Annotated in this window: 15 protein-coding genes and 4 pseudogenes; 12 read left to right on the top strand and 7 right to left on the bottom strand. The window is 69.5% G+C overall.

Features of this window, described 5'->3' with window-relative positions; all coding sequences use genetic code 11:
• The first annotated feature begins 21 nt into the window (after positions 1-21).
• The 3 genes and pseudogenes from QP939_RS28590 to QP939_RS28600 all read left to right on the top strand — a co-directional run bounded on the left by QP939_RS28590 (position 22) and on the right by QP939_RS28600 (position 3,441).
• Positions 22-777, top strand: a complete 756-nt coding sequence (locus QP939_RS28590; RefSeq protein ID WP_285449307.1) for an MvdC/MvdD family ATP grasp protein — start codon at positions 22-24, stop codon at positions 775-777.
• A complete protein-coding gene (locus QP939_RS28595) occupies positions 774-1,949 on the top strand; it encodes a methyltransferase domain-containing protein (RefSeq protein ID WP_285449308.1) in 1,176 nt (391 codons plus the stop codon). Before QP939_RS28590 ends, QP939_RS28595 begins: the two co-directional genes overlap by 4 nt.
• A 533-nt stretch (positions 1,950-2,482) precedes the next feature.
• A pseudogene (locus QP939_RS28600) lies at positions 2,483-3,441 on the top strand (IS481 family transposase).
• Here QP939_RS28600 and QP939_RS28605 read toward each other — a convergent pair.
• Positions 3,438-5,000 carry a long-chain fatty acid--CoA ligase gene (locus QP939_RS28605; RefSeq protein ID WP_285449309.1) on the bottom strand — a complete coding sequence of 521 codons (1,563 nt, stop codon included), beginning with the start codon at positions 4,998-5,000 and terminating at the stop codon, positions 3,438-3,440. The pseudogene QP939_RS28600 and the gene QP939_RS28605 overlap by 4 nt on opposite strands.
• 172 nt (positions 5,001-5,172) lie before the next feature.
• Here QP939_RS28605 and QP939_RS28610 point away from each other — a divergent pair, with 172 nt between their 5' ends.
• From QP939_RS28610 to QP939_RS28620, 3 genes are all read left to right on the top strand, one after another.
• Positions 5,173-6,072, top strand: a complete 900-nt coding sequence (locus QP939_RS28610) for an SMP-30/gluconolactonase/LRE family protein (protein WP_285449310.1) — start codon at positions 5,173-5,175, stop codon at positions 6,070-6,072.
• Between the two features lie 5 nt (positions 6,073-6,077).
• The gene (locus tag QP939_RS28615; protein WP_285449311.1) at positions 6,078-6,950 is read left to right on the top strand and encodes a crotonase/enoyl-CoA hydratase family protein; all 873 of its coding nucleotides are present in this window, start codon (positions 6,078-6,080) and stop codon (positions 6,948-6,950) included.
• Positions 6,951-7,040: 90 nt separating this feature from the next.
• On the top strand, positions 7,041-8,684 hold the full coding sequence (locus QP939_RS28620) for a flavin-containing monooxygenase (RefSeq protein WP_285449312.1): 1,644 nt from the start codon (positions 7,041-7,043) through the stop codon (positions 8,682-8,684).
• 51 nt (positions 8,685-8,735) lie between these two features.
• On the opposite strand, the gene QP939_RS28625 is transcribed toward QP939_RS28620, so the two are convergent.
• The 6 genes and pseudogenes from QP939_RS28625 to QP939_RS51900 all read right to left on the bottom strand — a co-directional run.
• The gene (locus QP939_RS28625) at positions 8,736-9,044 is read right to left on the bottom strand and encodes a DUF3500 domain-containing protein (RefSeq protein ID WP_285459866.1); all 309 of its coding nucleotides are present in this window, start codon (positions 9,042-9,044) and stop codon (positions 8,736-8,738) included.
• Positions 9,041-9,859, bottom strand: a complete 819-nt coding sequence (locus QP939_RS28630; protein ID WP_285449313.1) for a DUF3500 domain-containing protein — start codon at positions 9,857-9,859, stop codon at positions 9,041-9,043. Before QP939_RS28630 ends, QP939_RS28625 begins: the two co-directional genes overlap by 4 nt.
• A gap of 2 nt (positions 9,860-9,861) precedes the next feature.
• Positions 9,862-11,022: pseudogene (locus QP939_RS52395) on the bottom strand (vWA domain-containing protein).
• Positions 11,019-11,954: pseudogene (locus tag QP939_RS52245) on the bottom strand (AAA family ATPase). The pseudogenes QP939_RS52395 and QP939_RS52245 overlap by 4 nt, the downstream one beginning before the upstream one ends.
• A 75-nt stretch (positions 11,955-12,029) precedes the next feature.
• On the bottom strand, positions 12,030-12,620 hold the full coding sequence (locus QP939_RS51895) for a molybdopterin cofactor-binding domain-containing protein (protein ID WP_352252745.1): 591 nt from the start codon (positions 12,618-12,620) through the stop codon (positions 12,030-12,032).
• Positions 12,559-13,560 (bottom strand): annotated as a pseudogene (locus tag QP939_RS51900) (xanthine dehydrogenase family protein molybdopterin-binding subunit); the annotation flags it as partial. The gene QP939_RS51895 and the pseudogene QP939_RS51900, both read right to left, overlap by 62 nt.
• On the opposite strand from QP939_RS51900, the gene QP939_RS28650 reads away from it, so the two are divergent.
• From QP939_RS28650 to QP939_RS28670, 6 genes are all read left to right on the top strand, one after another.
• Positions 13,450-13,740, top strand: coding sequence for a Rossmann-fold NAD(P)-binding domain-containing protein (locus tag QP939_RS28650; protein ID WP_285449315.1), 291 nt, complete (start codon positions 13,450-13,452; stop codon positions 13,738-13,740). The pseudogene QP939_RS51900 and the gene QP939_RS28650 sit on opposite strands and share 111 nt — an antisense overlap.
• A gap of 27 nt (positions 13,741-13,767) precedes the next feature.
• Positions 13,768-14,823 (top strand): alcohol dehydrogenase catalytic domain-containing protein, encoded by a 1,056-nt coding sequence (locus tag QP939_RS28655; RefSeq protein ID WP_285449316.1) that lies wholly within the window; start codon positions 13,768-13,770, stop codon positions 14,821-14,823.
• On the top strand, positions 14,820-15,098 hold the full coding sequence (locus QP939_RS51905; RefSeq protein WP_352247643.1) for an SRPBCC domain-containing protein: 279 nt from the start codon (positions 14,820-14,822) through the stop codon (positions 15,096-15,098). Before QP939_RS28655 ends, QP939_RS51905 begins: the two co-directional genes overlap by 4 nt.
• A complete protein-coding gene (locus QP939_RS51910; RefSeq protein WP_352247645.1) occupies positions 15,092-15,355 on the top strand; it encodes an SRPBCC family protein in 264 nt (87 codons plus the stop codon). The genes QP939_RS51905 and QP939_RS51910 overlap by 7 nt, the downstream gene beginning before the upstream one ends.
• 194 nt (positions 15,356-15,549) lie before the next feature.
• Positions 15,550-17,340 (top strand): sigma-54-dependent Fis family transcriptional regulator, encoded by a 1,791-nt coding sequence (locus QP939_RS28665; RefSeq protein WP_285449317.1) that lies wholly within the window; start codon positions 15,550-15,552, stop codon positions 17,338-17,340.
• Positions 17,341-17,392: 52 nt separating this feature from the next.
• Complete coding sequence (locus QP939_RS28670; protein WP_285449318.1) at positions 17,393-18,574, top strand: acyl-CoA dehydrogenase family protein; 1,182 nt, start codon at positions 17,393-17,395, stop codon at positions 18,572-18,574.
• Positions 18,575-18,579 lie beyond the last annotated feature (5 nt).

Here is an 18,579-nt window from a genome sequence, read left to right on the forward strand (position 1 = left end):
ACATCCCGGTGGGAGCTGCCGGTGGCCGTCGAGTTGGCCGAGCAGGTCACGGACAATGCGGTGCGAGCACTTAGACCCGGCAGGCGCAGCGGCTTCGGCCGCCATGGTGCCATAGTGAGCGCACTGCTCCACGTCTTGCTCCAGCAGCGCTGCTTTGGCGAACTGGCCGGCGGCGAACACATGGCGCCGGACCTGGCCCTGGGCGCCTGTCCACAGGCCGCGTCCGGGCTGACGGTGCCGCGGACCGTGATCACCAACGCCCCGGAGCACGCGGCCGAACACAGCACCTACCTAGGCCCGTCGGCCGTGTACAAGGCCCTCGCGTCGGCGACAGTTGCCGATGGCAACCGGGTGGCTTTCATCCCCACGACCGAGGTGACAACCGCGGAGATGGCCGATGGGCGGGTGGCGTTGACCGCGCACCAGTTCCAAGCACGCGTGCCGAAAGTCCGTGACGTGCGGGCCACCGTCGTCGGCAACCGCGTGTTCGCGGCCACCATTCTCCCGCCCGAGGATGGCACGATCGACTGGCGCGCGAACTATGCCGCGTTGCACTACGAGCCGGTGACCTTGCCGAACACGGTCGAAGCCGCCTTGCTCAGCCTGCTGGACCGGCTCGGCCTCGCCTTCGCGGCCGCCGACTTCGTCGTGACGGCAGACGGCCAGCACCACTTCGTCGACCTGAACCCGAGCGGGCAATGGGGTTGGATTCAGGAAGCGACCGGGCTTCCCATCGCCGCCGCCCTCGCCGCTTACTTGACAGGAGAAGCCCCGTGATCGACCTCGACAGCCACCTGCAGCGCCTGGCCGACGACCTCAACCACGCCTTGGTCGAGCACCTGGTCGACAAGGGCGCGCTGACCACTCCGCAATGGCGCGCGGCATTCGAGGCACTGCCCCGACACCTGTTCGCACCGAAATTCACCTTGCCGGACAACCTGGGCGGCCAGTCCCACGACGCCGCCGACAGTGTGCGGCGCGAGGACTGGCTGCGCGCGGTGTACCACGATGACGCGCTGCTGACCGACTTCGACGAGCAGGGCATCCTCGTCAGCTCGTGCTCTGCCCCGACCGTGGTAGCCACCATGCTGGAGCACAGCGGCGCTACCGAAGGCAACTCCGTACTGGAGATCGGCACCGGCACCGGGTGGACTGCCGCCCTGCTGTCGCACCGGCTGGGGGCCGGGTCGGTGACGTCCGTCGACGTCAACCCGACGTATGTGGACCAGGCCCGTCAGCGGCTGGACGCTCTCGGCTTGGCCCCGACCCTCGCGGTGGCGGACGGCTACCTCGGCTACCCGCGGCGCGCCCCGTACGACCGGATCATCGCTACCGCGTCGCTGCGGCAGGTGCCGCCGGCTTGGCTCGCGCAGGTCCGGCCCGGCGGGACGATCCTCACCGACATCCGTGGGGCGTTCGCCGGCAACCTGGCCCGCCTGACCGTCGAGGACGACCAGTCCGCGCACGGCCAGTTCATCCCCGCCAGGTTGAACTTCATGCCCTTACGAAGCCCCGAGCAGCCCTTCCTCATCCAGCCCGAGCTGTCGCGCCGGGCTGTCAGCGAAGGCGGCGAATCCCGCACCACCCGCCTGGCCCCCGGCGTGCTGCGTGAGCGCGGACGCGTGTTCGCGTTCTTCGCTCAACTGGCGATGCCCGGCACGGATTCCGGGTACATCAAGGTCACGGACGGTCCGATGTATTTCTGCCTTCTCGACCCCCACACCGGCGCATGGGCGCGGGTCGAGGTCACTCCCGGCGATCCCGCGGCCGACCGCCAGGTCTGGCAAGGCGGCCACCGGCGTCTGTGGGACGAACTGGAAGCCGCACACGAGCGGTGGCTCCAGCTGCAGCAGCCGCGTCCGGAAGACTTCACCATCCTGATCACACCGGACGCTGAGCAGGTCGTAACCCATCCGGCGACAGACAAGCGGTGGCTACTGCCGCTGTAGCTGGCATGGTTCCCCGTCGCGACAGAGACGGCCCGACGCGTCGCCGAAGCTGCTGTGACGCTGTCTCCGCTGGCCTGGCGGGACCGCTAAGGACAGAGACGACACCGCCCCGGCAGCTACCGCAGGGGCGGTGTGAGTTCGGGTCGGTGCCAGTGCCGTCCGAGATTGACGACACACGCGCGGGATAAGGCGCTGTACCTGACGTGGCTCGCCACGTCCTACCTGCACGCCCACGAGCTACCTGCACGCCAACGACGTCGAGCAGGCCGCTGCGACTCTGACGCGCGCCTACAACCTGGCCGAGGGAGTCAGCTCGGTACGCCCTGCGGTCCGTATCCAGGCCGTGGCCCGTCAGCTGACGCGGTACCGGTCGACGCCACCGGTGGGCGAGCTGCTGACCCGGCTGGATGCCTAGGTGTACTGCCCGGGGAGGTTGCGATCGTGGTGACACGTGATCGGATGATCTTGGCGTGAGGGAGGGCCTCCGGGTTTGGTGTGGATTGCGACGTCTACACCGACCAACGGAGGCCCTCGTGACCCACGCTAACGCACCCTGACCCCGACTGGCAGACTCCGCCTGGCCCGCTGTGTCGTCGAGGACGGCTGGCCGCTACGACGGGCCGCGGAACGGTTCCAGGTGTCGGTCTCCACCGCCGCCCGATGGGCAGGCCGCTACCGCGACCTCGGCGAAGCCGCCATGGCTGATCGGTCCAGCCGCCCGCGCACCAGCCCGGCCCGGACACCGACGCGGACCGAGTGGAGAGTCATCAAGGTCCGGGTGACCCGCAGGTGGGGACCCGCGCGGATCGCTTACCCGTTCGGCCTGAACCCCTCCACGGTGCACCGGATCCTGTCCCGTTACCGGCTGGCCCGGCTGACTCACCTGGACCGGGCCACTGCCACCCCAGTCCGCCGCTACGAACACCCCGCGCCCGGTGACCTGGTGCACGTGGACATCAAGAAATTGGGCAACATCCCCGATGGCGGCGGACACAAAGTCCTCGGGCGGGCCGCCGGCCGCCGCAACAGCGGTCAGCGCGGCCATGGCTACGCCTACTTGCACAATGCCGTGGACGATCACTCCCGCCTGGCCTACACCGAAATCCACGCCGACGAAACCCGGGAAACCGCAGTCGCGTTCTGGACCCGCGCTCAGGCATTCTTCGCCGGTTACGGCATCGCCATCCGCCGGGTGCTGACCGACAACGGATCCTGCTACCGCTCACACCTGTGGCGCGACACGCTGCGCGAGGCGGGCGTCACCCCGAAACGCACCCGGCCCTACCGGCCGCAAACGAACGGGAAGGTCGAGCGGTTCAACCGCACCCTGCTGGAGGAGTGGGCCTACGCCCAGCCCTACCGCAACGAGACCGAACGACGCCGCGCCTTGCCAGACTGGCTGCACACCTACAACCATCACCGCGGACACACCGCACTCGCAGGTCACCCACCCGCCAGCCGCGTCCCCAACCTCACGAGTCAGTACACCTAGGGCGCGGCCGCTGTCTGGCGTTTCCGGATGGTCATCTTGTCGAGTTTGCCCACCGAGGTCTTCGGGATGGCCTCGACGCGGACGAACGCGTCCGGCACCCAGTAGCGCGGAAACTTCGCGCTGACGTAGTCCTTCAGCTCGTCGTCGGAGACGTCGGCGGAGGTCACGATCCAGGCCAGCGGGCGTTCCTGCCACTTCTCGTGCGGAACACCGATCACCGCTGCTTCCTCGACAGCGGGGTGCAGCATCAGGTGGTTTTCCAGCTCGATCGAGGAGATCCACTCGCCGCCGCTCTTGATGAGGTCCTTCGAACGGTCCTTGATCTGGAGCTGGCCGGTGGGGGAGATGACCGCGACGTCGCCGGTGCGCAGCCAGCCGTCGTGGAAGGACTCGGATGGGCCGGTCGCGCCGAGGTAGGCGCCGGTCACCCACGGGCCGCGGGCGTCCAGTTCGCCGGTGGTGTGGCCGTCCCAGGGCAGTTCGCGGCCTGTGTCGTCGACGATCCGGATCTCGAACAGCGGCAACGGTGGGCCTTGGTTCTCGCGGCCGTTGAGGAACGTGCCCATGGGGGATGTCTCGGTCATGCCCCAGCCGTTCGCCGTCGACGCGCCGTGGGAGGCCCACCATTCGGCGAGCGCTGCTGGGGGAGTCTGGCCGCCCATCCAGACCGTCTTCAGGGACGACAAGTCGTGGGCGGCCGGGTTCTTGCGGTATTCGTCGCGGATGAGCGCGGCCACCGCGGGGGCGCCGACGAGGACGTCGGGGGACTGGGTGGTGATGATGCGGAGGAAGTCGGCCGGGGTGGGGTGCGGGCCGGGGAGGATCAGGCGGGCGCCCTGGAGGGTGCCGGCGTGCGGTGCGCCCCAGCTGTTGACGTGCGACATCTGGCAGGCGACGAGGTAGCCGCGGTGGCCGGACATCGCGACGCCGTCGGCGGCGGAGATCGCCAGGGCGTGCAGGACCGTGCTGCGGTGGGTGTAGACGACGCCTTTCGGCAGGCCGGTCGTGCCGGAGGTGAAGCAGATCGACGACGCGGTGCGCTCGTCGAACTCCGGGAACTCGGCCAGTTCGGTGGCTTCCTCGAGGAGAGTGTCGAACGACCAGGTCTTCACCCCGGGGAGCTCGGCGTCGCCGCCGAGGACGACGACGTGCTTGACCGCTGGCGTCGCGGGCAGGATCTCCTGGACGACCGGCAAGAGGTCCGCGTCGACCAGCAGGACTTCGTCTTCGGCCAGGTTCACCGAGTAGACGATGTGCTCGGCCGGCATGCGCTGGTTGATGGTGTGCAGCACCGCGCCGATGCCGGGGACGCCGAAGTAGGCGGCCAGGTGGCAGTCGCTGTTCCAAGCCAGCGAGCCGACCTTGGTGCCCGGCCGCACGCCGAGCTCCAGCAGCGCGGACGCCAGGCGACGAGCGTCCGACGCGAGCTGGCGGTAGGTGAACTCGCGGCGGACCTCACCGCCGCCGCAGCTGACGTTCACGCGGTCGCCGAACACTCGCTCGGCCCGGTGCAGCAGCGAGCTGATGAGCAGGGGGCGATCCATCATCGTTCCGAGCACCGCGCGTTCCTTCCGTCGTCGATCGCCGGTGAGCTTGCTCGTCGGCACGCGGGGCGAACTGTCCCGCTTCGCGACACCCCGCCACGGCTGTAGCCATTTCGGACAGTTCCCGGCCTGTGTCGTGCGCCACCGTGGTCAGCCAATGGGAACCCGAGTCGAAGGGTGAGTGCTGATGACGAACCGGGACGTCAAGGTGGTGGCCAAGGGGTTCACCTACCTGGAAGGGCCGCGCTGGCACAACGGCCGGCTGTACTTCGTCGACTTCTACACGCACACGGTGAACGCGCTGAACGCCGACGGTTCGATCGAGCAGATCGCGGTGGTCGAGCAGCAGCCGTCCGGCCTCGGGTGGCTGCCCGACGGGCGGCTGCTGGTCGTGTCCATGAAGGACCGCAGGATCCTACGGCAGGAGCCGGACGGAACGCTGGTCGAGCACGCTGACATCTCGGCGCTCTGCAGCGGCCACGCCAACGACATGGTGGTCGCCCGCAACGGCCAGGCCTACGTCGGCCACTTCGGCTTCGACCTCATGGGCGGCGCGGACCACGAGTTCGCGAGCGTCGTCCTGGTCAACCCCGACGGGACTTCGCAGGCGGTCGCCGAGGGCCTGTCGTTCCCCAACGGCATGGTGATTACCCCGGACGACAAGACGCTGATCGTGAACGAGCTGTTCGGCAACCGGGTGTCGGCCTTCGACATCAAGGCCGACGGCACCCTGGGACCGCGGCGCGACTTCGCGGCCTACGGCGACCTCGGCGACGAGCCCAGCTGGCAGAAGCGAGTCGAGGCCTCGACGATCGTCCCGGACGGGCTGGCCATCGACGCCGAAGGCGCTGTCTGGGTCGCCGATTGCGCCCGCCAGCGCGCCGTCCGGATCGCCGACGGCGGCGAGATCCTCGACGAGGTCAGCACCGCACCCAACGGCGTCTTCGCGGTCGGGCTCGGCGGCGACGACGGGAAGACGCTGTTCCTGTGCGTCGCACCGGACTTCGACGAGGCGGCCCGCACGGCGGCGCGCGAGGGCGAGTTGCACGCCGTCCGCGTCGAGGTGCCGCACGCCGGAACTCCGTGAGGACGATGCGGTTCACCACGCTGACGCACGAACTCGACGACGGCGTCCTGACGGTCACCCTCGACCGGCCCGACCACCTCAACGCCTTCACCGTCGAGATGGCCGACGAACTCGAAGCGACGTTCGACGAGGTGAACGACCAGGACGACGTCCGCGCGGTCATCGTCGCCGGCGCCGGCCGGGCGTTCTGCGCCGGGATGGACCTGAACCGGCCCGGGAACGTGTTCGGCCTCGACGAAACCTGCCGCCCGACGCTGGCGGATCTGGCCGACTTGACCGACCCGGAGCTGCGCCGGATCCGGGACACCGGCGGCCGCGTCACGCTCGCGATCTACGCGTGCCGCAAGCCGGTGATCGCGGCGATCAACGGCGCCGCCGTGGGGATCGGCGCGACCATGACCCTGGCGATGGACGCGCGGCTCGCATCGACTACAGCTCGCATTGGCCTGCTCTTCGGGCGTCTGGGCATCACGCCCGAGGCAGCGTCGACGTGGTTCCTGCCGCGGATCGTCGGCATCCCCACCGCGCTGGATCTCGTGTATTCCGCCGACGTCGTCAACGCCGACGAGGCGGCTGCTTGCGGCTTGGTGCGGTCGGTGCACGAGCCGGCCGACTTGCTTGCCGCGGCGCGGGAACTGGCAGATCGGTGGACGAAGGGGCGGTCGGCTGTGAGCACGGCGCTCACCCGGCAGATGATGTACCGCAACGCCGCGCGGCCGCACCCCGCCGACGCGCACCGTGTCGACTCGCTCGCGATGTTTTACACCAGCATCGGCGACGGCGCGGAGGGTGTCGCGGCGTTCCGCGAGAAACGAGACCCTGATTTTCGCGCGAGCGCGGCGAAAGACATGCCGCCGTTCTACGAACAGTGGATCTGACCGACTCGTTTTCGGACAGTTGTGACCTGGCCGACAGTCTTACGTTCGTTCTCGCCTGGCGAAGGCGATCCACGGAACGAGGAGTGTGCAATGACGACAATGGAGTCTTCCGCCGACGCCCGGAGCGGGGACAAGCAGAGTGACGTTCTCGACGTGCTCGTGGTGGGTGGCGGGTTCTCCGGCCTTTACCAGCTCGACCGCCTGCGGGACCTTGGCTTCGACGTCAAGGTCTGGGACGCCGCCGGCGGTCTGGGCGGGATCTGGTGGTGGAACTGCTACCCGGGCGCCCGGACGGACACCGTCGGGCACATCTACCAGTTCTCCCACAAGGGCTTGTGGAAGGACTACGACTTCGGGGAGCGCTATCCCGACTTCGCCGGCGTCCGCGACTACTTCGAGTACGTCGACCGGAAGCTGAACCTCACCAAGGACGTCGAATTCAACACCACCGCCGCGCAGGCACAGTGGGACGAGGACCGTCGTGAGTGGACGGTGTTCTCCTCGGACGGCAAGGCGCAGAAGGCGCGGACCGTCCTGGTCGCGACCGGGTTCGGCGCCAAGCCGCTCTACCCGAACATCCCCGGAATCGATACCTTCGCCGGCGAATGCCACCACACGGCGCGGTGGCCGCAGGGCGGGCTCGACATGACCGGCAAGCGCGTGGTGATCATCGGGACGGGCGCCAGCGGAGTGCAGGTCGTGCAGGAAGCCGCCCGCGACGCCGCGCAGGTCACCGTCTTCCAGCGCACGCCGAACCTCGCGTTGCCGATGCGGCAGCGCAAGCTCGACGGCGCCGAGAACGACATGGTGCGCACCGACCTGCCGGGGCGGTTCGACGCGCGATACAAGGCCTTCGCGGGCTTCGACTTCGACTTCATGCCCGAGAACGCCGCCGACGCGACTGACGCCGAGCGCCGCGCGACCTACGAGCGGTTCTGGGCCGACGGCGGGTTCCCGCTCTGGCTGGGCATGTACCAAGACCTGCTCGCCGACGAGGAGGCGAACCGCACTTTCTACGACTTCTGGCGCGAGAAGGTCCACGAGCGCGTGCAGGACCCGGCGACCGCCGAGCTACTGGCGCCCACGCTGCCGCCGCACCCCTTCGGCGTCAAGCGGCCCGCCCTGGAGCAGAACTACTTCGACGTGTTCAACCAGGACAACGTGCACCTGATCGACCAGAACGACGAACCGGTCCTCGAGATCACTCCGAGCGGGGTGGTGACGAAGAACGGCCTGATCGAGTGCGACGTCATCGTGCTGGCGACCGGGTTCGACAACAACCGCGGCGGCATCCTCGCCATCGACATCCAGGGCGTCGACGGCGAGCGGCTGCAGGACAAGTGGGCGAACCGCGTCGACACGTTCATGGGCCTGTCGACGAGCGGCTTCCCGAACATGCTGTTCCTCTACGGCCCGCAGAGCCCGTCCGGCTTCTGCAACGGCCCGACGTCGGCGGAGTACCAGGGCGACATGGTGGTCGAGTTCCTCGAACACGTCCGCGCCGGCGGCCACACCCGGTTCGAGTCGGCAAGCCCCGCCGAGAAGGAGTGGACCGCGCACGTCGACGAGCTGTTCGAGGGCTCGCTGTTCACCAAGGCGCGCTCCTGGTACTGGGGCGCGAACGTCCCGGGCAAGCCGGCGCAGATGCTGAACTACTCCGGCGGCGTCCCGGCCTACTTCGGCAAGTGGGACGAGGTCAAGGCGGGCGGTTACGCCGAGTTCGACCTCAGTTGACGATGACCGCAAAGCGGGCCGGACGCGAGGTGTCCGGCCCGCTTTGTCGTGTCAGGAGTGAAAATCGTCGAGGTGCCGGGCGAGAACATCGTCACCGAAGTCGCCTTCGGGGTCACACCGGACGGTGTGGATGTGGTTGACGTCGCGCTGGGTGTTGTCGTACTCGGCTGGCAGCCGAGGTCCCAGAAGCCGATAGTAGTGCGGCTGGCCGCGTTCCACGCCGCCTGCCCACGCGAAATGGACGTCGTTCAGCTTGTCACCGGCGAACTTTTCGGCTTCCTGTTCGGCGAGTTTCTCCGGGATGCGGTCGAGGAACACGTGCAGCACGGCGCGCAGCAGTTCTTGCTGGTCCGTGGTCAGCTCGGCGCCCGATACACCTTTGGTGCCGTCGTCAGCCGGACGTGCTCGCGGTGTTCCGGCCGTACACCGGCCTTCTCTTCGGCGCCGGAGTGCATCGCTTCGACGCGGTCGCGCAGCCGCGGCTCGGTGAACCGCGCTCGCCAGACCTCCGAGAGCGGCATGACGAGGTCGCCGTCGCCGATGCGGGGCCGGTTGCCGCCGACGATGTCGACCGGTGCGACCGGAGAGATCACGCCGCGGTCGGACTGCCCGTCGTCCAGCGAACGGACGACTTCACGGGCCAGGTCCTCGTTCGCGCCGAGCGGGCGCAGGAGGTGGCCGCCGAGGAGCGGGGACTCCGCAGGGTCGGCGCCGAGGAACGCGGGGGAGCTGGCCTGGACCCGGCCGTCGAGGACGAGGTGCTGGACGGAGACGTGGTGCCCGCCGAAGAGCCAGGACCACGGGCCGCCGAGCGTCGGCTCGCCGAAGACCCTCAGCCAGTACAGCTGGGGGTCGCGGCCGCGTTCACGGCCCCAGTCGACCTGCCAGATTTTCACCTGGTCCAGGATGTTCTCCAGGCCCATGATCGTCGAGGCCGTCACGTACCCGGCTCGGGACAGGCCGGTGGCCACGAACTGCATGGCCCGGCTCTGCTGGGCTGGGCGCATCGCCAGAAGCGGCAGGCCGCCGTGGTCGGTGGGGGTGTAGAACCAGCGGTGGCGTTCTTCGTCCGACGGCCACGGCCGCAGGGCCGCGGCGCGCTGGGTGTCGTCGAGGGAGTCGAGCCAGGCGTTGGCGGCGTCGACCATTCGCCGGGCCGGATCGGTGTGGGTCATGGTCATCTCCTGATCGGTTTGGTGCGCCGGCCGGTGAGCCCGCCCAGGGCGGCGCAGAGGTCGTCGAGGCTGGCGAGGTTGTGCCCCGGCAGGAACACGTCTACGTGCGGGAGCGTGGCGGCCATGGCGCGTTGCACCGGGCGATAGCGGCTGTCGCCTTTGAGCGGGTTGAGCCACAGCACCTGGTGGGCGATGCCCTGCACGGTCTGCATGGCTTCGCCGAGCAGCTCCGGCTCGTCGCGGTCCAGCCCGTCCGAGCACACGATCACCACCGCGCCCCGGAGGGCCCGGTGCCCGCCGTAATGGCTGACGAGCGAGCCGAAGGACGTTCCCAGCCGGGTTCCGCCGACCCAGTCGCCGACCGCGCGCGTCGTGCTGGAGGACGGCATCCGGGGAAGGGCGCCGTAGCGCGTCGGTGACACGGGTGAGCCCGACACCCGTCGTGAAGATCTCCACCCGGTGTCCTGCGTGGTGCAATGCGTGCGCGAATCGCAGCAACGCTAGCGCGTGCGGGCCATCGAGCCGGAAACGTCGATCACCAGCGTCAGTGTCCGCTCGCGGTCGGGGCTTCGGCGACGGGCGATGCGGATCGGCTCGCCGTCGGTGCGCAGGGCAGCTCGCAGCGAGCCGCGGGCGTCCAGGCGGTGTCCGTGGCCCGAGGGCTCGGTGCTGCGGCTGCGCCGGCGGGGCAGGTCGGCGTCCAGCCCGCGGATGAGAGCTGCGGCGCGGCGGCGGTCGGCGGGGTCCATCGCGGCGAAGGACTTGGACTTGAGCACCTGGGCGTCGCTCGGGGTGAGGCGGGCGTCATCAGCGCGGTCTTCGGGCTCCGAAGGACGTGCGCTCGGTGTTCCCGCGCTTGGCTGCTCGGTGTCCAGCTCCGACGGTGGTGGCGCGCTCGGCACCGGCACCGCGACTCTGGTGTCGTCGCCGGCGGGAAGGGAGTACGCCCGGAAGGCCGCGTCGTAGCAGGCGAAGTGCCGGCGTTCTCCGGCGAGGACCACGCGGCCGGCCCAGTAGAGGTCGCGCAGCCCGACTCGTCCGAGCTGGTGCAGGGCGGTGTAGAAGGCAGTCGTCTGCTCGGGGCTGGTCGGTACTCCGCGGCGGCGGAGCGCTTCGTCGAACCCGACGCAGGTACCCCCGGTGATCTCCAGCGGGCCGGTCACGGCAGCGTCGGCGCCAGGTCGTCGAGGTGCTCAGCGACGAGCTGCTGGTCGCCGATGTCCTTGACCAGCGCACTGAGCGTGGCCTCGGCGTCGGCACGCGACAAGGTCGCGGAACCGAGCATGGTCAGGGCACCCGCCCAGTCGATCGTCTCGCCGACACCGGGCGCATTGCCGAGTGCGAGGGCGCGGATGCGTTGGACGGTGTCGACGACCTGCTTGGCGAGTGCAGGCGGGACGTGCGGTGTGCGCACGCGCAGGATCGCGAACTCGCGCTCGGCGTCCGGGTGGCCGACCCAGTGGAACAGGCAGCGGCGCCGCAGCGCGGTGTGCAGGTCGCGGGTGCGACTGGAGGTGAGCACGACCAACGGCGGCGCCGGAGCGGCGATCCGGCCGACTTCGGGGATGGTGACCGCGAAGTCGCTGAGCAGCTCCAGGAGGAAAGCTTCGAATTTGTCGTCGGCTCGGTCGATCTCGTCGATGAGCAGCACCGCGCGGTCGCCGGCTTCGAGCGCGGTGAGCAGCGGGCGGGCCAGCAGTTAGTCGCGGGTGAACCCGTCCGCCGAGGACATTCGGTCGCCGGCCCGCATGTCGAGCAGCTGGCGGGCGTAGTGCCAGTCGTAAAGGGCCTGGGAGGCCTCGATGCCCTCGTAGCACTGCAGCCGCACGAGGTCGCGGTCCAGCAGTTCGGCGAGTGCTTTGGCGACCTCGGTCTTGCCCACGCCTTTGGCACCTTCCAGCAGCAGCGGGCGGTTCAGCCCGAGGGCGAGGAAGGCCGCCATGACCAGTGGCTTGTCGGCGAGATAGCCGACCCGGCCCAGGCCCTCGGCGAGCTCGGCGGGCGAGCGATACGAGTGCGGCACGATTCCTCCACGGAAAGTTGATGCGGCCCGGCCCTTGACCCCGCCCGGGCTGCCGGGGCCGGGCCGGGTCATGGTGCGATCACGACGTCCGCGATCGCGTGTTCCGGACGAGGTCGACGATGTCCGAGGGCCGCACGGGCAGCTGCGTCACGCGCATCCCGTACTCGCGCAGCGCATCGTCGATCGCGGCCGACACCACCGACGGGGTGACCGTCCGGCCGCCCTCGCCACCGCCCTTGATGCCGTATTCGGTGTAGGACGAGGGCGTCTCGACGTGCCTGATCCGGAACGGCGGAACCTCGTTCGCGGTCGGCACGAGGTAGTCCAGGACCGTCGCGAACTGAACTGGCCGTCCTCGTCGTAGGCGAGCTCCTCGTACAGCGTCGAGCCGAGGCCCTGGGCCGAGCCGCCGGTGACGTGCCCGCCGAGGCTCTTCGGGTTGACCACGGTTCCGGCGTCGTGGACCGCGACGTAGTCGAGGAAGGACGTCTGCCCGGTGTCCGGGTCGACCTCCACGACCGCGATGTGGCAGGCGTGGCCCATGATCGGGTAGAAGACTCCAAGGTCGGACCGGTCGGGTGAGGGCAAGGTCGTGTACGGGTGGTCGTAGGTGTGGCTCTCCTCCAGACCGCTCTGCATGCCCGGGGGGCGGGTTGAGCGCGAAGAAGTGCGCCGAGGCTGCGAGGTCGGCGATGCCGAGCGACCGCTCCGGCGCGCCGACGACCTGGACGCAGGCATCGACTAGTTCGAGATCCTCCGGTGCCACTTCGAGGGTGTGCGCGGCGAGGTCGATCAGCTTCTTCTTGAGCTTGCGCGAGACTCCGCGGACAGCGCCGGCGACCATGACGGTGAACCGGCTGCCACCCGGGCCGGTGCCGGGCAGGGCCCGGGAGGTGTCGGCGTAGGAGACGTTGACCGATTCCGGTTCGATGCCGGTCTCTTCGGCCATCACCGTGGTCGCCACGGTTTCGGGGCTGTTGCCCCACATGGCCTGGCAGTGCAGCAGCAGCTGGAACGACCCCGTCGGGTCGATGGTGATGGTGGCGCTCTCGGGGCTGCAGGTGATCGGGAAGGCGGGTTCGTCGAACCAGAACCATAATTCGGTGGAGGAGAACGCCGACCGCTCTTGTGTGGTGGCGATCCCGATGCCGAGGTAACGGCCTTCCTCCCGCAGCCGCGCCTTGTCCTTCCGCCAATGCCCGATGTCGATCATTGACAGCGCCTTGTCGAGGACGGCGGGGTAGTTGCCGCTGTCGTAGCCGTTGCCGCCGGGGATCTTGTACGGGAACTCCTCGGGCAGGATGAAGTTGCGCCGCCGGATCTCTTTCGGTGCGAGCCCGAGCTTCTCGGCGCCTTGCTCGACGAGGCGTTCCAGGACCCAGTTGTGCACTTCGGAGTCGAACCCGCGGTAGGCGCCTTGCTGGCACCTGTTGGTCAGCGCGGCGCGCAGTTTGTAGCGCAGGAAATGCGAGCGGCGGCAGCCGATCTTGCACCGGCCGTCGCCGAGGTCATCACCCGCACCGAGCAGCCCTACGTCCAGGTCGTTTGCGACACCCGAATCCCCGGCATGGCCGAAGGCCGGGTCGCGATCATCGGTGACGCCGCGTTCGCGGCCTGCCCGCACGCCGCCGCGGGGACCGCGAAGGCCGCGGACGACGTCTGGCAGCTCTACGAGCACCTCGGTGCCGGCGGTGGTGGCATCGCCGACACCCTCAAGCGCTGGGAGCCCGGCCAGCTCGAGCTCGGCAACCAGCTGATCGACCGGGTCGCCGCGATGGGCGCGCGCTCGCAGTTCAGCAACACCTGGGTCCCCGGGGACCCGGATCTCCGTTTCGGCCTTTACGCGCCGGGTAAGTAATCACCGCTCAGACAAAGGAGTTTGACCATGAAGGCCCTCGTCTACGACGGACCCGGCAACATCGAGTACCGCGAGCACCCGATGCCCACCTTGCATGACGACACCGACATCGTCATGCGCATCGCGCAGTCCACGATCTGCGGCACCGACGCGCACATCATCAAGTGCGGCGTTCCCACGGTGCAGCCCGGCACCGTGCTCGGGCACGAAGCCACCGGCATCGTCACCGAGGTCGGCGGCTCGGTGAAGAACGTCAAGCCCGGCGACCGCATCCTCGCCGTCTGCGTCAGCGCGTGCGGCTACTGCCGCTTCTGCACCTCCGGACTCTACGGGCAGTGCCTGAACGGTGGCTGGGCCCTGGGCAACACCCTCGACGGCGTCCAGGCCGAATACGCGCGGATCCCGTTCGCCCGCAACAGCGTCTACAAGATCCCCGACAACCTGACCGACGAGCAGGTGCTGTTCCTGACCGACATCCTCGCCACCGGCTACGAGGTCGGCGTCCTCAACGGACGCGTCCAGCCCGGCGACACCGTCGTGATCGTCGGCGCCGGCCCCGTCGGCCTCTCGGCGACCCTCACTGTGCAGCTGTTCTCGCCGCGCAACATCGTCGTGGTCGACCGCGTCGCCGGGCGCCGCGAGACCGCGCTCAAGCTCGGCGCAACCCACGCCGTGGACGAGCACGAGGTGCACGCCGTCGTCGACCAGCTTACCGACAGGCTCGGCGCCGACGTCACGATCGAGGCCGTCGGCTTCCTGGACGCCTCCGAGTTGACCGCGGACCTCGTCCGCTCCGGTGGACGCATCGCCAACATCGGCGTCCACGAGGGGACCAGCGACCCTGCACCTGGAGAAGCTGTGGGCCAAGCAGGTCACCATCACCACCGGCATCCCGTCCGGGTTGACCATCTCGCAGCTGATGAACTCCATCGCCACGGGCGCGCTGGACGCCACCCAGATGATCACCCACCGGATGCCCCTCGACGAGACCGAGGCCGGGTACGACACCTTCCTGCGCTCCGCGGAAACCGGGGCCCTGAAGGTCGTCCTGACGAACGCGTGAGTTCCGGGAGAACGCCATGAAGCTGACGAACTCATTCACCATCGCGGCGCCCATCGACGAGGCATGGGCGGCGATGAACGACCCGGAGGCGGTCGCGCCGTGCTTTCCCGGTGCCGCGCTCACCGAGTACACCGGAGATTCGTTCTCCGGCACCGTACGGGTGAAGCTCGGCCCGATCGCGCTGAGCTATAAGGGCACCGGCACCTACGTCGAGCGCGATGAGGCCGCCCACCGTGTCGTCATCACGCCTCCGGCCGCGACTCGCGTGGCAACGGCACAGCCAAGGCCGTGGTGACGGGCACGATGGTGGCCGACGGGCCGGACAAGACCGAGGTCACGATGGCCACCGACCTGACCATCACCGGCAAGCCGACGCAGTTCGGCCGCGGAGTGATCGCGGACGTCGCCGACAAGATCGTCGGCCGTTCGCCGGCTGCCTCTCCGACCGGCTCGGCCGAAGCGAGGACAACTCGTCCGAAGCGCCAGCTGCAGCACCATCAGCGCAGGCGACCGCGATCGACCTGCTCGACACGGCCGGGGCTCCGGTGGTGAAGCGACTGGCTCCGGCCGCGGGCGTTCTCGTCGCGCTGCTCGCCGTTCTGGTGGTGGTGAAGCGACGCCGTGAAGTGTGACGTTGGGTGACTGGCGGGACTGGTTCGTTTTGGGACAGTAGCTGCGAGCGGTGCTCTGATTGACTCGGTCAACTACGATTGACCTGGCCTTCGTCAACGGTGAAGGAGGCGTCCATGGACAGGCACAAGACAGTCGCGTCGCTGCGGAGCGTGCGCGAACGCGTTCTCGACGGCGAAGTCCCGTTCGAGGCGGCGTCCGCGTTTCGCCAGGAGATCATGACGTCCTGGCAGCGGTGCCAGCTCGTCGGCGTTCGCCCGTCCGGGGACGAAGTGCCCTTCCGGCCCGAGTTCGAGCGTCCCGGCCGGCTGGCCCGGGCGGCCGGTCCGGTCATCGACCGGCTCGCCGAGCAGATCGAAGACGGTCCTGTCTCGATTCTGCTGGCCGACTCCGAAGCCCAGATCATCGACCGCCGCACCGGACGCCGTGAGCTGACCGACGCCCTGGACCGGGCGCTGGTTTCGCCGGGCTTCTACTACGCGGAGGAGTTCACCGGCACCAACGGCATCGGCACCGCGCTCGAGGCCGCGACCCCGTTCGTGGTCTCGGGCGCGGAACACTTCCGCGAGAACCTGCAGGAGTTCACCTGCATCGGCTCGCCGGTCAAGCACCCCATCACCGGCAACGTTGAAGGCGTCCTCGACGTCACCTGCCGGGTCGGGGACACCCACGGCGTGATGAAGCCGCTCGTCCTGGCCGCCGTCCGCGAGATCGAGTCGCGGATGTACGCCGACGCGTCCCGGCGCGAGCAGCTGCTGCTGGAGCACTTCCTGCGCGCCAACCGGCGCGCGACCTCGGCCGTCGTCTCCCTCAACGAGGACGTCGTCATGGCGAACACGGCCGCCTCGGCCCTACTCGACCTCTCCGACCAGGCGATGCTGTGGGACTGGGCGTGCCGCCTGCTCGGCACCGGCGACGAGTGCACCGGAGAGGTCCACCTGGCCGGCGACGTCGTCGTGCAGGCCCGCGCCACCCGCGTGGGGGAACGCGGCGCCCTGGCCGGGGTCGTCGTCGAGATGCGCCCGCACACCCGTGGCGACGGACGCGCCCTCGGCGCGAGGCGGTCCGCGACCAGCCGTCACGAACCTCGCAAGGACGACACCCTGCCTGGCCGCAGCATGGCCGCGCGCCGGCTGCAGGACGACGTCACCGCGGCCCTGACCACCGACCGGCCGGTCCTGCTGTGCGGCGAGGCCGGGACCGGAAAGCTGCACCTCGCCCGCCACCTGCACCAGCGCCGCGCCGGGCAGGAACCCCTCACCGTTCTCGACGCCGTCGTCGCCCAGGACGACCCGGGCGGCTGGATGGCCCGGCTGACGAAGGTGCTCGCCGACGGCGCCGTCGTCCTCCGGCACCTCGACCGGCTCGAACCGGGACTCATCGAACGAGTGGAGGCGATGGTCGACGCCGCCGCGCCCGGCCGGGTGATGGCCACCGCCCGCATCCGCGGCGAAAGCCGGCTGCTCGACCACTTCCCGTTCTCCATCACCGTGCCGGCGCTGCGATTCCGCGCCGAGGACATCGCCGACCTCGCGCCCGCGCTGCTGGCCGCGCACACCCCGCGGCGGCCCGTGCCCCGGCTGCTGCCGGGCACCATCCGGACGCTGGCGGCCCTCGATTGGCCGGGCAACATCCGCGAGTTGGAATCCGTCCTGGCGACGGCCACGGTGCGCGCGATGGGATCCGACATCGCCCAGGAGCACCTGCCGCCCGAGTACCGCTCCGCGACCACCAAGTCGAGCGGATCGCCGCTGCAGCGCGCCGAGCGGGACATCCTCCTGGAAGCGCTCATCGAGGCCCGGGGCAACAAGCTCGCCGCCGCCGAACGGCTCGGCATCGCCCGGTCCACTTTGTACCGGAAGATGCGCGCCCTCGGCATCGACGAAAAGCACCTCCCGACACCGTAGTTGTCGCGAAACCGGACAGTTCCGGGTGGATGGATCGGCCTAACTTCGTTCCATGGCCCCGATTATCCCGCCGCCCGATCCCGGCGACTTCCTCGACATCGACGCCCAGCTGACCGACGACGAACGCGACATCCGCGACGCCGTCCGCGACTTCGCGCAGAACCGCCTTGCCCCGCACGTCGGCGACTGGTTCGAGCGCGGCGGACTGCCGGTGCGGGAGCTGGCTGCGGAGTTCGGCAAGCTCGGCGTGTTCGGGATGCACCTCGACGGCTACGGCTGCGCGGGAACCAGCGCGACCGCCTACGGCATCGCCTGCCGCGAGCTGGAAGCCGTCGACTCCGGACTGCGCAGCTTCGTGTCCGTGCAGGGATCGCTGGCCATGAAGGCCATCCACCGCTGGGGTTCCGAGGAACACCGCACGAGCTGGCTCCCGGCGATGGCCGCCGGGGAGGCGATCGGCTGCTTCGGCCTGACCGAGCCCGACGCGGGCAGCGACCCGGGCTCGATGCGCACCCGCGCCCGCCGCGACGGTTCCGACTGGATCCTCGACGGCGCCAAGATGTGGATCACCAATGGCACCGTCGCCGACGTCGCGGTCGTCTGGGCCCAGACCGACGAAGGCGTCTGCGGCTTCGTCGTGCCGACCGACACCGCCGGGTTCAGCGCGCCGGAGATCCACCACAAGCTGTCACTGCGCGCCTCGGTGACCTCGGAGCTGGTGCTCGAAGGCGTCCGGCTGCCGGAGTCCGCCGCGTTCCCCGAGGTCCGAGGTCTGCGCGGCCCGCTGACCTGTTTGAACGAGGCTCGCTTCGGGATCCTCGCCGGTGTTGTCGGTGCCGCCCGGTCCTGCTACCTGGCCGCCCGCGAGTACACCCTGACCCGCGAGCAGTTCGGCAGGCCCCTGGCGGGGTTCCAGCTGACCCAGCGCAAGCTCGCCGACATGATCGTCGATGTCAACCGCGCGGCCCTGGTCGCGCTGCGGATCAGCCGGCTCAAGGACGCCGGCGAGCTGCACCACAACCACGTCAGCTTCGGCAAGCTCGCGAACGTCCGCGCCGCCCTCGACGTCGCCCGCACCGCGCGGACTCTGTTGGGCGCCAACGGGATTTCGCTGGAGTACCCGGTCATGCGACACATGGCGAACCTCGAAACGGTCCTGACCTACGAAGGCACCGAGGAGATGCACGCGCTGTCCCTTGGCCAGGCCGTCACCGGCATCCCGGCCTTCCGCTGATCCCG

The sequence above is a fragment of the Amycolatopsis nalaikhensis genome (genome assembly GCF_030264295.1).
Lineage (GTDB): Bacteria > Actinomycetota > Actinomycetes > Mycobacteriales > Pseudonocardiaceae > Amycolatopsis > Amycolatopsis nalaikhensis.